Annotated in this window: 16 protein-coding genes; 15 read left to right on the top strand and 1 reads right to left on the bottom strand. The window is 66.7% G+C overall.

Annotated elements, in window-relative coordinates; genetic code table 11:
* Positions 1-171 precede the first annotated feature (171 nt).
* The 13 genes from ACODTJ_RS12290 (at position 172) to ACODTJ_RS12350 (ending at position 10,143) form a co-directional block, all read left to right on the top strand.
* Complete coding sequence (locus tag ACODTJ_RS12290) at positions 172-906, top strand: pyrimidine 5'-nucleotidase (protein WP_454654264.1); 735 nt, start codon at positions 172-174, stop codon at positions 904-906.
* Positions 907-1,028: 122 nt separating this feature from the next.
* On the top strand, positions 1,029-2,225 hold the full coding sequence (gene metZ / locus ACODTJ_RS12295; RefSeq protein ID WP_454654265.1) for an O-succinylhomoserine sulfhydrylase: 1,197 nt from the start codon (positions 1,029-1,031) through the stop codon (positions 2,223-2,225).
* Positions 2,226-2,454: 229 nt separating this feature from the next.
* Positions 2,455-3,042 carry an imidazoleglycerol-phosphate dehydratase HisB gene (hisB, locus tag ACODTJ_RS12300; RefSeq protein WP_454654266.1) on the top strand — a complete coding sequence of 196 codons (588 nt, stop codon included), beginning with the start codon at positions 2,455-2,457 and terminating at the stop codon, positions 3,040-3,042.
* A gap of 9 nt (positions 3,043-3,051) precedes the next feature.
* Positions 3,052-3,537, top strand: coding sequence for a DUF2628 domain-containing protein (locus ACODTJ_RS12305; protein ID WP_454654267.1), 486 nt, complete (start codon positions 3,052-3,054; stop codon positions 3,535-3,537).
* Entirely contained in the window at positions 3,534-4,190 is a 657-nt protein-coding gene (gene hisH / locus ACODTJ_RS12310; RefSeq protein ID WP_454654268.1) for an imidazole glycerol phosphate synthase subunit HisH, read from the top strand. Before ACODTJ_RS12305 ends, hisH begins: the two co-directional genes overlap by 4 nt.
* Positions 4,187-4,933 carry a 1-(5-phosphoribosyl)-5-[(5-phosphoribosylamino)methylideneamino]imidazole-4-carboxamide isomerase gene (hisA, locus tag ACODTJ_RS12315; RefSeq protein WP_454654270.1) on the top strand — a complete coding sequence of 249 codons (747 nt, stop codon included), beginning with the start codon at positions 4,187-4,189 and terminating at the stop codon, positions 4,931-4,933. Before hisH ends, hisA begins: the two co-directional genes overlap by 4 nt.
* Positions 4,930-5,694 carry an imidazole glycerol phosphate synthase subunit HisF gene (hisF, locus tag ACODTJ_RS12320; RefSeq protein ID WP_454654272.1) on the top strand — a complete coding sequence of 255 codons (765 nt, stop codon included), beginning with the start codon at positions 4,930-4,932 and terminating at the stop codon, positions 5,692-5,694. Before hisA ends, hisF begins: the two co-directional genes overlap by 4 nt.
* 164 nt (positions 5,695-5,858) lie before the next feature.
* Positions 5,859-6,176 (top strand): phosphoribosyl-ATP diphosphatase, encoded by a 318-nt coding sequence (locus ACODTJ_RS12325; RefSeq protein ID WP_454654274.1) that lies wholly within the window; start codon positions 5,859-5,861, stop codon positions 6,174-6,176.
* Positions 6,177-6,245: 69 nt separating this feature from the next.
* Positions 6,246-7,220, top strand: a complete 975-nt coding sequence (gene coaA, locus ACODTJ_RS12330) for a type I pantothenate kinase (RefSeq protein ID WP_454658905.1) — start codon at positions 6,246-6,248, stop codon at positions 7,218-7,220.
* Between the two features lie 19 nt (positions 7,221-7,239).
* The gene (locus ACODTJ_RS12335; protein ID WP_454654275.1) at positions 7,240-7,767 is read left to right on the top strand and encodes a DUF1697 domain-containing protein; all 528 of its coding nucleotides are present in this window, start codon (positions 7,240-7,242) and stop codon (positions 7,765-7,767) included.
* Complete coding sequence (locus ACODTJ_RS12340; protein ID WP_454654277.1) at positions 7,767-8,213, top strand: YqaA family protein; 447 nt, start codon at positions 7,767-7,769, stop codon at positions 8,211-8,213. The genes ACODTJ_RS12335 and ACODTJ_RS12340 overlap by 1 nt, the downstream gene beginning before the upstream one ends.
* Positions 8,214-8,330: 117 nt before the next feature.
* The gene (locus ACODTJ_RS12345) at positions 8,331-8,681 is read left to right on the top strand and encodes a RidA family protein (RefSeq protein ID WP_454654278.1); all 351 of its coding nucleotides are present in this window, start codon (positions 8,331-8,333) and stop codon (positions 8,679-8,681) included.
* Between the two features lie 139 nt (positions 8,682-8,820).
* On the top strand, positions 8,821-10,143 hold the full coding sequence (locus ACODTJ_RS12350; RefSeq protein ID WP_454654279.1) for a hypothetical protein: 1,323 nt from the start codon (positions 8,821-8,823) through the stop codon (positions 10,141-10,143).
* Between the two features lie 10 nt (positions 10,144-10,153).
* Here the strand turns inward: ACODTJ_RS12350 and ACODTJ_RS12355 are convergent, their stop codons facing one another.
* Positions 10,154-11,302, bottom strand: coding sequence for an aminotransferase (locus ACODTJ_RS12355; protein WP_454654280.1), 1,149 nt, complete (start codon positions 11,300-11,302; stop codon positions 10,154-10,156).
* Positions 11,303-11,652: 350 nt separating this feature from the next.
* Here ACODTJ_RS12355 and ACODTJ_RS12360 point away from each other — a divergent pair, with 350 nt between their 5' ends.
* A complete protein-coding gene (locus ACODTJ_RS12360) occupies positions 11,653-13,137 on the top strand; it encodes a cobyric acid synthase (RefSeq protein WP_454654281.1) in 1,485 nt (494 codons plus the stop codon).
* 174 nt (positions 13,138-13,311) lie between these two features.
* Positions 13,312-13,908 carry a TetR/AcrR family transcriptional regulator gene (locus tag ACODTJ_RS12365; RefSeq protein ID WP_454654282.1) on the top strand — a complete coding sequence of 199 codons (597 nt, stop codon included), beginning with the start codon at positions 13,312-13,314 and terminating at the stop codon, positions 13,906-13,908.
* Position 13,909 lies beyond the last annotated feature (1 nt).

The following is a 13,909-nucleotide window of genomic DNA, read 5'->3' on the forward strand; positions in this document are numbered from 1 at the left end:
GAAGCGCAGACCCGGGATCCATTCCGGAACAGTTCGGGCATGGATCCCGGATCGGCGCCGCTACCGCGGCTTGTCCGGGATGACGGTGTGGAGGATTTAAAGAGCCGCCCCGATTAAGCTCCCGCCAAGGACTTGCGGCGCAGACTCCGGCTCGCCACATCACGGAGTCCAATGAAAACACTCGCAGACACCCCTGCCGCGCCCCCGCCCCTGACGGCGGAAGGCTTCGCGCATGTCGACCACTGGATCTTCGATCTCGACAACACCCTCTATTCGCATGAGAGCCGTGTCTGGCCGCAGGTCAACGAGCGCATCACGCTGTTCCTGCAGGAATTGTTCGGGCTCGACGGCCTGTCCTCGCATGCGCTGCGGCAATATTACTATCACCGCTACGGCACGACGCTGAAGGGGCTGATGGAGGAGCACCGGATCGATCCGGACCAGTTCCTCGACTTTGCCCATGATATCGACCTGACGCTGCTCGAACCGAATCCCGCGCTCGGCGCGGCGCTCGCGGCTTTGCCCGGACGCAAGCTGATCCTGACCAACGGCTCGGTCGGCCACGCCAAGAACGTCGCCGGCAAGCTCGGCATCCTCGACCAATTCGAGGATATCTTCGACATCGTCCATGCCGGCTTCCTGCCGAAGCCCGAGCGCGCGACCTACGAGAATTTCCTCGCCAAGCATTCGGTCGATCCCGGCCGCGCCGCGATGTTCGAGGATATCGAGAAGAACCTGATCGTGCCGAGCGATCTCGGCATGAAGACCGTGCTGATCATCCCACAGACGCCCGATCCCTTCCGCGAGGCCTGGGAACAGTCCGCGATCGATGCCGGCCATGTCCACCACGTCACGGCCGATCTCACCGGCTTCCTGAGGCCGCTCGGACGTTCCGGCGAACAATAGGGTTGAACGGGAGGCGTTTCCTCCCGCTCAGGTTCCTTGCAAAGGAAATTCCGTTCTTCTTTACGAACTCCTTGGGAGCTGATACTGCTCCTGTCCGTTATAAAGAACGGATCGAGAGTTCCATGCCGTCACCGGACAAAGCCGCAGCCAAGCTGCATCCCGAGACCCGCCTCGTCCATGACGGCATCCAGCGTTCGCAGTTCGGCGAGACCTCGGAAGCCCTGTATCTGACGCAGGGCCATGTCTACGACAACGCCGCGCAGGCCGAAGGCCGCTTCCTGAACACCGATCCCGGCTTCCAGTACGGCCGGCTCGGCAATCCGACGACGGCGATGCTGGAAGCCCGCATGGCCTCCTTCGAGGGCGCCGAGACCTGCCGCGCGACCGCGACCGGCATGGCGGCGGTCACCGCGGCGATGATGGCGCCGGTACGGGCGGGCGACCATGTCGTCGCCGCGAGCGCACTCTTCGGCTCCTGTCGCTACATCATCGAAGACCATCTGCCGCGCTACGGCGTCGAGACGACGCTGGTCGAGGGCACCGATCTCGACGCCTGGCGCAAGGCGGTGCGCCCCAACACCAAGCTGTTCTTCCTGGAATCGCCGTCGAACCCGACGCTGGAAGTGCTCGACATCGCCGCGATCGCCAAGGTGGCGAAGGAGGCCGGCGCCAAGCTCGTCGTCGACAATGTCTTCGCCACGCCGCTCTACCAGCGCCCGCTGGAGCTCGGCGCCGATATCGTCGTCTATTCCGCGACCAAGCATATCGACGGCCAGGGCCGTTGCCTCGGCGGGCTGATCCTCGGCTCGAAGGAGCTGATCGAGGCCGATATCCAGAACTACCTGCGCCAGACCGGCCCAATCCTCTCGCCCTTCAACGCCTGGGTGATGCTGAAAGCGCTGGAGACGCTGCCTTTGCGCGTCGCCAGGCAGGCACAGAACGCCACGGCCGTCGCCGACTGGCTGGCGGCGCAGAGCAAGCCGACCAAGGTGATCTTCCCCGGCCACAAGAACCATCCGCAGGCCGAGATCATCAAGCGCCAGATGAGCGGCCCCTCGACGATGATCGCCTTCGAGGTCCCTGGCGGCAAGGAAGGCGCCTATCGCCTGCTCGACGCCTGCAAGCTGATCCGCATCTCGAACAATCTCGGCGACGCCAAGAGCCTGATCGTCCATCCCGCGACGACGACGCATCAGCGCTTCACGCCGGAAGTGCGCGCCGCGATGGGCGTCAGCGACGGGCTCGTCCGCCTCTCGATCGGGCTCGAGCACCATGACGACCTGATCGCCGACCTGGAGCAGGCGCTGGCGAAGGTCTGAGGCTTTTCGCGCAAGAACCTCCGCCGTCATCCCGGGCGAAGCGAAGCGTAGACCCGGGATCCATGCCGGAGCGCTTCCAATAAAGGTTCCGGCATGGCTCCCGGATCGCCGCCGCTTCGCGGCTTGTCCGGGATGACGCGCAGGTTGGGAAGGCGATTGCGCCAGTGGCCATCACCGCCCACCCCTGCTAAAGCGGGGCCGTTTCCCGCTAAAGGCTTGAGAGGCCAGCATGCGTTCGGGCGAAGTGAAGCGCCGCACCAACGAGACCGATATCGCGGTCTCGCTCCTGATCGACGGCACCGGCAAGGCCGAGATCGCCACCGGCGTCGGCTTCTTCGACCATATGCTCGATCTCTTCGCCCGCCATTCGCTGATCGACCTTACGGTCAAGGTGAAAGGCGACACGCATATCGACGATCACCACTCCGTCGAGGATGCCGGCATCGCCATGGGCGAGGCTCTTAAAGCAGCGCTCGGCACCAAGAAGGGCATCCGCCGCTATGCCGACGTGCACATGCCGATGGACGAGACCCTGACTCGCGTCGCCGTTGATGTCTCCGGCCGGCCGTTCCTGGTGTTCCGCACCGAGTTCAAGGCGCAGAAGATCGGCAATTTCGACACCGAGCTCGTGCGCGAGTTCTTCCAGGCCTTCGCGATCAATGCCGGCATCACGCTGCATGTCGAAACGCTCTACGGCGACAACGCCCACCACATCGCCGAAAGCTGCTTCAAGGGGCTGGCGCGGGCGCTGCGGCAGGCGCTCGACGTCGATCCGCGCGAGGGCGACCGCATCCCCTCGACCAAGGGCGCTTTGTAGGAGGTCTCGATGGCATTCTACACCGTCATGACGCCGCCGCCGGAAGGCGACCGGCGCGAGGAGATCGAACAGGCGTGCCTCATTCCCGAGAGCTTCGCCACGGCAGCCTTCCTGCTCACGGGCCTCTGGCTGCTCGGCAAGCGGCTCTGGCTGGCGACGCTGCTCTTCGTGCTGTTCTGGGGCGTGCTGATCTGGCTGAACAGCCGCTTCGGCCTGCATGCCAGCGCGCTCTCGCTGATCTACTGGGCGGTCGCGCTGTTCCTGGGCATCGAGGGCAACAACCTCGTCATCCGCAAGCTCACCCGCCAGGGCTGGCGCGTGTCCGACGTCGTCGAGGCCCGCACGCTGGCCGAGGCGGAGCGCCGCTATTTCGAGCGGGCGCTGGCCGGCGAATCCATGCCGCCGCGCGTGGAAGCGGCGCCGGCGACTGTCGCGGCCCGGCCAAGCGGACCGCTGCCGATCATCGGCCTGTTTCCGGAGGCTCGGGGACGATGAGCCAGAACGTCGCGATCATCGATTACGGCTCGGGCAACCTGCACTCGGCCGCGAAAGCCTTCGAGCGGGCGGCGCTTGAGGCCGGCATCCCCTCGACCATCCATGTCACCAGCGACACCGACATCGTGCGCGCGGCCGATCGCATCGTGCTGCCGGGCGTCGGCGCCTTCGCCGATTGCCGGCGCGGGCTCGATGCCGTGCCGGGCATGGTCGAGACGCTGGAAGAGGTCGTGCGGGGCAAGGGTCGCCCCTTCCTCGGCATCTGCGTCGGCATGCAGCTGCTCGCCTCGCGCGGACTGGAATACACGGTCACGCAGGGCCTCGGCTGGATTCCCGGCGACGTCACGCTGATCAGGCCGAATGACGACGCCCTCAAGATCCCGCATATGGGCTGGAACATCCTGCACAAGCAGGACGAGCACCCGCTGCTCGACGGCATCGAGACCGGCCCGCAGGGGCTGCACGCCTATTTCGTGCATTCCTATGCGCTGGCGGCGCAGCGCCCGCAGGACGTGCTGGCGCTCACCGAGCATGGCGGGCCGGTGACGGCGATGGTCGCGCATGGCAACGTCGCCGGCACGCAGTTCCACCCCGAGAAGAGCCAGAAGCTGGGGCTGAAGCTCATCACGAATTTCCTGAGCTGGGCACCATGATCCTCTTTCCCGCGATCGACCTGAAGGAAGGCCGCTGCGTCCGCCTCAAGCAGGGCGACATGGCGCAGGCCACCATCTTCAACGACGATCCCGCCGCGCAGGCCGCCGATTTCGAGGGCCAAGGGTTCCAGTGGCTGCATGTCGTCGATCTCGACGGTGCCTTCGCCGGCAAGCCGATGAACGCGGCGGCGGTCGAGGCGATCCTGAAGCGCGTGGCGTTTCCGGTGCAGCTCGGCGGCGGCATCCGCGACATGAATACGGTGGCCGGCTGGCTCGAGAAGGGCATCCGACGCGTCATCATCGGCACGGCGGCGGTGCGCGATCCCGGCTTCGTGCGCGAGGCGGCGAAGGCTTTTCCGGGGCAGGTCGCGGTCGGCATCGATGCCCGCGACGGCTTCGTGGCCGTGGAAGGTTGGGCCGAGACCTCCTCGCTGGCGGCAGCCGATCTCGGCAAGCGCTTCGAGGATGCCGGCGTCGCCGCGATCATCTACACCGACATCGCCCGCGACGGCATGCTGCAGGGTATCAACTGGGAGGGCACGATCGCGCTGGCGCAGGCCGTCTCGATCCCGGTGATCGCTTCGGGGGGCCTGGCCTCGATGGCCGATATCGAGCGCCTTTGCGCCCCCGACGCCGCGATCCTCGAAGGCGCGATCACGGGCCGCGCGCTCTATGACGGGCGCATTGACCCCGCCGCAGCGCTGAAGCGCCTCGCGGCGGCCGGCACGGGAGCCGCGGCATGACGCTCAAGACCCGCATCATCCCCTGCCTCGACGTCAAGGACGGCCGCGTCGTCAAGGGCGTGAAGTTCGTCGACCTCGTCGATGCCGGCGATCCCGTCGAGGCCGCCAAGGCCTATGACGCTGCCGGCGCCGACGAGCTCTGTTTCCTCGACATCACGGCGAGCCATGAGGATCGCGGCATCCTGTTCGACGTGGTGACGCGCACGGCCGAGGCCTGCTTCATGCCGCTCACCGTCGGCGGTGGCGTGCGCAAGGTCGAGGATATCCGGGCGCTGCTGCTCGCCGGGGCCGACAAGGTCTCTATCAACACCGCGGCCGTTACCAACCGCCAGTTCGTCAGGGAAGCGGCCGAGAAATTCGGCGCGCAGTGCATCACCGTCGCGATCGACGCCAAGCAGGTCACGCCCGGCCGCTGGGAGATCTTCACCCATGGCGGTCGCAATGCCACCGGCATCGAGGCGGTCGCCTTCGCGCGCGAGGTCGTCTCGCTAGGTGCGGGCGAATTGCTGGTGACCTCGATGGACCGCGACGGCACCAAGGTCGGCTACGATCTCGGCCTGACGCGGACGATCGCCGATGCCGTCTCCGTTCCGGTCATCGCCTCGGGCGGTGTCGGCGATCTCGACGATCTCGTTGCCGGCGTCGCGCAAGGCCATGCCTCGGCCGTGCTCGCCGCCTCGATCTTCCATTTCGGCACCTACACGATCGGCCAGGCCAAGGCGCATATGGCGGAAGCTGGACTCAGGATGAGGCTGGACTGAGACGTGGCAGGGCTCCTTTCCCTTGTCATTCCGGGGCGCGCCACAGGCGCGAACCCGGAACCCACGACCGGGCTCGCCGCTCGCAACTGGGCATCGGCTGTATCACCCGGTCGTGGGTTCCGGGTTCTTCGCTCCGCGAAGCCCCGGAATGACAGAGGTTCAGCATGACCTTCACCCTCTCCGATCTCGAAGCCCGCATCGCCGAGCGCGCCGCCGCCTCGCCCGAGGAATCCTGGACGGCGAAGCTGCTGGCCGCCGGGCCGGAGCGGGCCGCCAAGAAGTTCGGCGAGGAGGCTGTCGAGGCCGTGATCGCCGCCGTGAAGGGCGACCGGGCCGAGCTGATCGCCGAGAGCGCCGACGTGCTCTATCATCTTTTGGTTGTGCTTCGGGCGCGCGATATTGCATTGCAGGACGTCTTGAGCCAGCTTGAGGCCCGCACCGCCCGCTCCGGACTGGCGGAAAAGGCGGCCAGACCCCGTTGAGTTGCGTGAGGATGGACCGGCCAGGATGACCCACCCTTGAACCTCGAAGCCTGGATTGCGGGTCGCGTCATGGACCAGCGCCTGATCACAACGCCACCGGAACGCGACCTCGTCTCGCCCTACCGTGCCTTCTCGCGGGACGAGTGGGCGCACTTGCGCGCCGATGCGCCCCTGACGCTCTCGGTCGACGACCTCACCAAGCTGCAATCGCTCAACGATCCGATCTCGCTCGACGAGATCGTCGCGATCTACCTACCGCTGTCGCGCCTGCTCTCGCTCTATGTCGCGGCAACGCAAGGGCTGTTCAAGGCGACGCAGCGCTTCCTGATGGCCGAGTCCGAGGTCAAGGTGCCCTATGTCATCGGGGTCGCGGGTTCGGTCGCGGTCGGCAAGTCGACCACGGCGCGCGTGCTCAAGGCTCTGCTCTCGCGCTGGCCGAACACGCCGAAGGTCGAGCTCGTCACCACCGACGGCTTCCTCCTGCCCAATGCCGAGCTGGAACGGCGTGGCCTGATGGGGCGCAAGGGCTTTCCGGAAAGCTACGATGGGGCGGCGATCCTGCGCTTCCTCTCCGACGTCAAGGCCGGCAAGCCGCAGGTGACGGCCCCGGTCTATTCGCATCTCGTCTACGACGTGGTGCCCGGCGAGACCGTGACCGTCGAACGGCCGGACATCCTGATCCTCGAAGGTCTCAACGTCCTGCAGCCGAGCCGGATGCCAAGGGACGGCACGGCCATCCCCTTCGTCTCCGACTATTTCGACTTCTCGGTCTATCTCGATGCCGACGAGAACGATCTGCATCGCTGGTACGTCAACCGCTTCATGACGCTGCGCCAGACGGCCTTCCGCGATCCGCGCTCATTCTTCCGCAAATATGCCGAGATCGGCGAGGAAGAGGCGCTCGCCATCGCCGAGAAGCTCTGGACCGGGATCAACCTGCCGAACCTGCAGGAAAACATCCTGCCGACCCGCCAGCGCGCGAGCCTGATCCTGACCAAGGGCGCGAGCCACCGCATCCAGCAGGTCGCGCTGCGGCGGCTGTAGCGCGGGTTCCGAGACCGCGATGACGACCTATGTCGCCCTGCTGCACTCGATCGTGCTCGGCCCCGGCAAGCGCCTGGTCATGACGGACCTGAAGGCCATGGCGTCGGAGCTCGGCTTCGCCAATCCACGGACCTGGGTCGCCACCGGCAACCTGATCTTCGAGGGCGAGGATGCGCCGCTCGCCGAGGTCGAAAGCCGGCTGGAGGCGGCGTTCCGTGATCGCTTCGGCAAGCCCGTCGACATCATCCTGCGCACTGCGCCGGGCTGGCTGCGGCTCGCCGCGCAGAATCCCTTCTCGGAGGGCAGCGGCGCCCATGTCGGTATCCGCGTCATGCGAAAGCCGCTCGGCCCGGACACCCTCACCAGGCTGGAGGCCATCGCGACGCCCGATATGCGCCTCGCACTCAGGGATGGCGATCTCTGGATCGATTTCGCGGGCGCGCCGAGCGAGGCAAAGCTGCTCTCGCATCTGACGACCAAGAAGCTCGGCATCGGCACCTTGCGCAACGCGAATACGGTCAAGGCACTGGCGGCCATGCTCGCGTGATGGCCGGCCTGTCCTCCCTCGGCGGAATGGCGCTCGCGGCCTTCGTCGCCGCGACGCTGCTGCCGGCACAGTCGGAAGCCGTCTTCGTCGGGCTGCTCGCCGCGAAGAGCGTCGATCCGCTGGCGCTGTTCCTGACCGCGAGCATCGCGAACACCGCCGGCTCGATCCTCAACTGGTGGCTCGGCCTGATGATCGCGCGTCACGGCGTCGACAGGCTGCCGGCGCGCCTGCGGCCCGACCCGAAGCGCTTCGCCCAGGCGCAAGGCTTCTTCGCCCGTTTCGGCTGGCCATCCCTGCTGCTGGCCTGGGTTCCAATCGTCGGCGATCCCCTGACTTTCGCCGCGGGCACGTTGAACTACCCGTTCTGGCGCTTCACCGTTCTCGTCCTGATCGGCAAGGCAGGGCGCTATGCGGCGCTCTGGGCGGGCTGGGCAAGTTTCGCCTGAGCCTCTGCGAATCGCGGATGATTTTCGGCGATATCTTCCCTTAGGGTAGCCGCATATCGTTTGCGAAACCGGCCGGGCCGGGCTACCAGCGAAGCGTCCGTTCAAGGAGATCAGATTATGAGCATTCAGCGTATCGGCGTCGGCCCGCGCATGTCCAAGGCCGTCGTGCACGGCAACACCGTCTATCTGGCCGGCCAGGTCGCGGACAAGGCTGCCGGCAAGAGCGTCGGCGAGCAGACTGCCGACATCCTCGGCATTATCGACGGCCTCCTGGCCGAAGCCGGCACCGACAAGTCGAAGCTGCTGATGGTCAACATCTGGCTCACCGACATCTCGACCTTCGCCGAAATGAACGCCGTCTGGGACAAGTGGGTCGTCGCCGGCGCCACCCCGGGCCGCGCCACGGTCGAGGCCAAGCTGGCCGCGCCGCAGTTCACCGTCGAGATCGCGGTCATCGCCGCGAAGTAAATCGCCCCGGATCGCCGCGTGTCCAAACGGGCGCGCGGCAATCCCTGTCACCGGACCGGAGCGGGAGGCAGCCATCAGCCAGACCGACCAGATCGCTCCGCTCCTGGCGCGCATCGCCGGACGCCGCGGCATATCGCCGATGGCGATGGCCGCGATGATGGCGGACTGGCTGCGGCGTGCGGGCTCGCCCCTGCCCAGCGAGCACCTGCTCGACCGCAAGGCCAGCGACTTCCTCGCGCTGTCTACCCGCCTCGCCACGCCTCTCGGCGATGCCGAGATCAAGCGCCTGCGCGGAGAAGCCGCCACTGCCATCGCAGAGGGCCGTTTCGCCGAAGCCGACAAGAGCCTCGCCCAGGCCGAGCTGCACGCCATCGGCGGCTCCACCGACCTTTCCGCGCTCCCGCTCGAACGCCGGCTGCTGATCGGCGAGAACCGCGCCGACCGCGCGGCCATCAGCTTCCTGCGCACGACCTCCGAGGCCTATCGCGAAGCCGCCGCCCGCTATGGCGAAGCCTCCGCCCTGATCGGCCTCGCAAATGTGGACCGCAGCCGGGAGGCCGCTCTCGAGCAGGCGAAGGTGCTGGCACGGCTCAGCGAAGATTTCGGCGGCCGCGAAGGTTATGACGGCTCGATCGCCGCCCTGCGCCGTTTGCTCGAAGGGCTCGACAGCCTCGCTGACACCATCGCCTTCGCCGGAGCGCAGGAAGCGCTGGCCTCGGCGCTCGACAAGCTGGCCGCATTGACCGGCGACGCCAAGCTGCTCGACGAGGCCCTCATCCATTGCCGGGCCGGGCTCGAAGACCTGCGCCATGACGAGGCGCCCGCGCTCTGGCGTGCCCTGAAGCTGCGGCTGGGCCGGCTTGCGGTCAATCTCGGCGTCTCGCAGAAGGACGACAATCTGCTGGAGGAAGCGGTGGCGACCTATGCCACGGCACTTGCCGTCTGGAAGCGCAGCGACGACGAGGTCCGCTGGCTCGAAGCCGAGCACATGATCTCCCGCGCGCGTGCCACGCTCGGCCGGCGCCGCAGCGACCTCTCTTTGCTCGAACGCGCCTTCAACGGTCTCAACCGCGTCTCGCAGGCGACCGACCGCAGCCGCACCCCCATGCGCTGGGCCGAGCTTCAGGACCAGATGGGCGGCGTCCTCGCGGCCATGGGCGAGCGCTACAGCGAACCGGTCGTGATCGAGGAGGCGATCGCCGCCTTCGCCGCCGCGCTGGAAGAATATCGCCAGGAGCGCGCACCGCTGCTCTGGGCGCAGACGCGGGCCAATCAGGCCGAGGCCATGCTCCAGCTCGCCCGCCGCAACAAGGACAAGGCGCTGGCGCAGCAGGCGCTCGCCCAGTTGATGGCGGCAACCGAAACCGCCAAGCAGGCGCCGAATAGTGGCGGCGTCGCCGCCGATCTGCAGAAGCGCCTCGGAGCCGCCGGCGCGACCGCCGCCAAGCTGATCGCCGGCTGAGCCCGGAGCCTCAGCGCGGGCGGCGCGCGGCCAACCGCTCCAGCGCGGCATCCAGCGTCGCATCGCGCTTGGCGAAGCAGAAGCGGACGACGTTCCTGACAGCGCCCTCGGCATAGAAGGCGCTGACCGGAATCGCGGCGACACCATTCTCGGTCACCAGCCGGCGGCAGAAATCGACATCGTCGCTCTCGCCGAGCGGCGCGATATCGACATTGAGGAAATAGGTCCCGGCGCTCGGCAGCACGGCGAAGCCGAGATCGCGCAGGCCGGCCGCGAAACGGTCGCGCGAGCGCTGGAAATCGGCGCGCATGCCCTCGTAATAGCCGTCATCCTTGCCCAGGCCATAGGCCACCGCGGCCTGCAGGTTCGGCGGCGTGGTGAAGGTGAGAAACTGGTGCGCCTTGGACAGCACGCGCATGATCGCGGGCGCGGCCATGACGAGCCCGACCTTCCAGCCCGTCAGCGAGAAGATCTTGCCGGCCGAGGAAATCTTGACGGTGCGCTCGCGCATGTCCGGGCGTCCGAGCACCGAGGCATGACGGTGCCCGTCGAACACGACATGCTCCCAAACCTCGTCGCAGATCGCGATCGCGTCGTGGCGGACGCAGAAATCCGCGAGCAGGTCGAGATCGGCCTTGCCGAAGATCGTCGCGGTCGGGTTGAGCGGATTGTTGAACAGCACGACCTTCGTCTTCGGCGAGAAGGCTTTTGCCAGCGCCGCCTCGGTCAGGCCGAAATGCGGCGGGGTCAGCGTCACGAATTTCGGGATGCCGCCAGCGCGCCGCACCAGCGGCAGATAGGCGTCGTACATCGGCTCGAACAGCACGACCTCGTCGCCGGGCGTGATCAAGGCCATCAGCGCGCCGGCAATGGCCTCGGTCGCGCCAGAGGTCACCATGATTTCCGTCGTGGGGTCGAGGTCGAGCCCCTGCCAATGCTTGTAGTGCTTGGCAGCCGCCTCGCGCAGCTCGGGCAGCCCCATCATCGGCGGATACTGGTTCCAGCCATCGACCACCGCCTCGGCCGCCTTCCGGCGGACATCGAGCGGGCCGGGATCATCCGGGAAGCCCTGCCCGAGATTCACGGCCCCGGTCTCGCGGGCAAGCTGCGACATCACCTCGAAGACGGTGGTGGGGAGGGCGGAGAGGATCGGATTCATCGCGGTCGGATCGGCTCGGCAAAGGCGGGAACCGTGGCTTTAGCATGCCGGACCGGCCGGCGCATCCGATGGGAAATGATCCGACGGAGGTGAGAGAAATAGCGAGTGATGAATGTTGACATTCGTCATCAATCAGTGTCTATTGATTCTCAGCCGGCCTTCGGCGGACGCCCGTTGCGACTTCGCCCCTTTGGCGCAGCAGGATGCCGCAGAAGGCCGGCGAACCTTGTCAGGATGGTGCAAGCGCCACCCGACGCGCGAAGTCAGCGCCGAACTCTCCCATCCTCCTTGCGTGAAGATTGCCGCTGCGGCTGGTTTCCGCGCATATCGAAACCACGCTAAGCAGGCATATGGCCCGCTCCCCCGTTCCCGCGATCATGATCCTCGGCACCGGCTCCAATGTCGGGAAGTCGCTGATCGTCGCCGGGCTGTGCCGGCTGTTCGCGAATCGCGGCCTGAAAGTACGGCCGTTCAAACCGCAGAACATGTCGAACAATGCCGCGGCGACCGCTGCCGGCGAGATCGGCCGGGCGCAGGCGTTGCAGGCCCGCGCCGCCCGTGTTGCTGCTCACCCCGACATGAACCCCGTGCTGCTGAAGCCTGAGGGCGAGCAAGGCAGCCAGATCATCCTGCAGGGCCGCGTTGCCGGCCGCCTCGCCTCGCGCGACTTCGCCCGGCGCGGGGATTTCATGCCGCAGGTCCTCGACAGCTTCACGCGCCTGAGCGAAGGCGCCGATCTCGTCATCGTCGAGGGCGCGGGGTCGCCGGCCGAGACGAACCTGCGCGCCCGCGACATCGCCAATCTCGGCTTCGCGCGGGCCGCCAACGTCCCGGCCGTGCTGATCGGCGATATCGACCGCGGCGGCGTGATCGCGAGCCTGGTTGGCACGCACGCGGTTCTCGATGCGGAAGACAGGGCGATGATCCGCGCCTTCGCGATCAACCGCTTCCGGGGCGCCGTCGAACTGTTTGCGCCCGGCGTCGCCACGATCGCGGAGGCCACGGGGTGGCCCAGTCTCGGCGTCGTGCCCTGGTTCGCCGATGCGGTCAGGCTGCCGGCCGAGGACGGGCTCGACATCCGCTCGGGGCGTAAATCCGGGGCTCGGATCAGGATCGCCGTGCCGGTCTTGCCGGGCATCGCCAATTTCGACGATCTCGACCCGCTAAAGCTGGAGCAGGATGTCGACCTCGCCATGATCGGGCCGGGGCAGCCGCTGCCGGGGGATACCGACCTCGTCATTCTGCCCGGCTCCAAGACGACGCTGCGCGACCTTGCGGCGCTGCGCCGGGAGGGCTGGGACATCGACATTCTCGCCCATCGCCGCAGGGGCGGGCGCGTCCTCGGGCTCTGCGGCGGCTACCAGATGCTCGGACGCGTGGTGCGCGACCCGCTGGGACTGGAAGGGCCGCCGGGTGAAGCGCCCGGCCTTGGCCTGCTCGATGTCGAGACGACCCTCGACGCCGACAAGACCGTCCGCGAGGTTGATTTCGTCGATATCGGCAGCACGGCGTCGGGCCGGGCCTATGAAATCCATCTCGGCCGAACGGACGGCGCCGATACGGTCCGCGCTCCGTTCCGCGTCGAAGGCCGGGCGGAAGGCGCCGCAAGTCCGGATGGCCGGGTCGCCGGCAGCTATCTGCATGGCATCTTTGCTTCAGACGCGGTGCGCGGCGCCTGGCTCACTGCGATCGACGCAGAGCACCCTACATCGTCAGACCTGCATTACGACGGTGTGATCGAGGCGACCCTAGATGGGCTCGCTGCGCATCTGGATGCTCATTTCGATATCGAAACCCTGCTTAATCTCGCCAGAACCCGCAGTTCCGTGGTCTGAGCCGGGTGGGAACCTCGGACGCCCTGAACTGTTCCTTGAACGAGGGCCTTGCCCGCAGATTGATGCACATCAAGGCAAAAGTCTTTATTCGCCATTATGTTGACGAATGATGAAATTCGTCATAAAGATCAATTCTTCACCGCTTTCGTTTGAAACAACCCAACCGGCGACGCCGTGAGTAACTCCGAACGCGATACCAGGCAGATCATCGTCGACACCGCCGAACGCTTCTTTCGCGATATCGGGTACCAGAAGACGACGGTGGCGGACATCGCCAAATCCCTGCGGATGAGCCCCGCCAACGTCTATCGCTTCTTCGACTCCAAGAAGTCGATCAACGAGGCCGTGCTGGAGCGCTACAAGCGCGAGCAGGAAGAAGCCATCGCAACGATCGCCGACGAAGACCGGCCCGCATCCGATCGGCTGCGCGACATCCTCGCCACCTCCTACAAGTTGAATGCCGCACGCTTCGCCGGCCATGCCCGGATGCAGGAAATGGTCTGCGCCGCGATGGAGGAGAGCTGGGATGCGATCATCGCCCATATCGAGCGTTTCGACATGGTGCTGCGCCGCGTCGTCGCCGACGGTATCGCGCGTGGCGAGTTCCGGCCGATGGAGCCGGCCCATGCCACCGGCTGCATCCGCACCGCGATGATCCGCTTCATGCATCCGCTGCTGATCACGCAATGCGAGTGCATTCCGGGCCCGACGCCGGACGAGATGATCGCCTTCGTGCTCAGCGCGCTGGAAGCAAAGCCCCAGGCTCGCTAGA

The sequence above is a fragment of the Allobosea sp. FG18 genome (assembly GCF_057809495.1).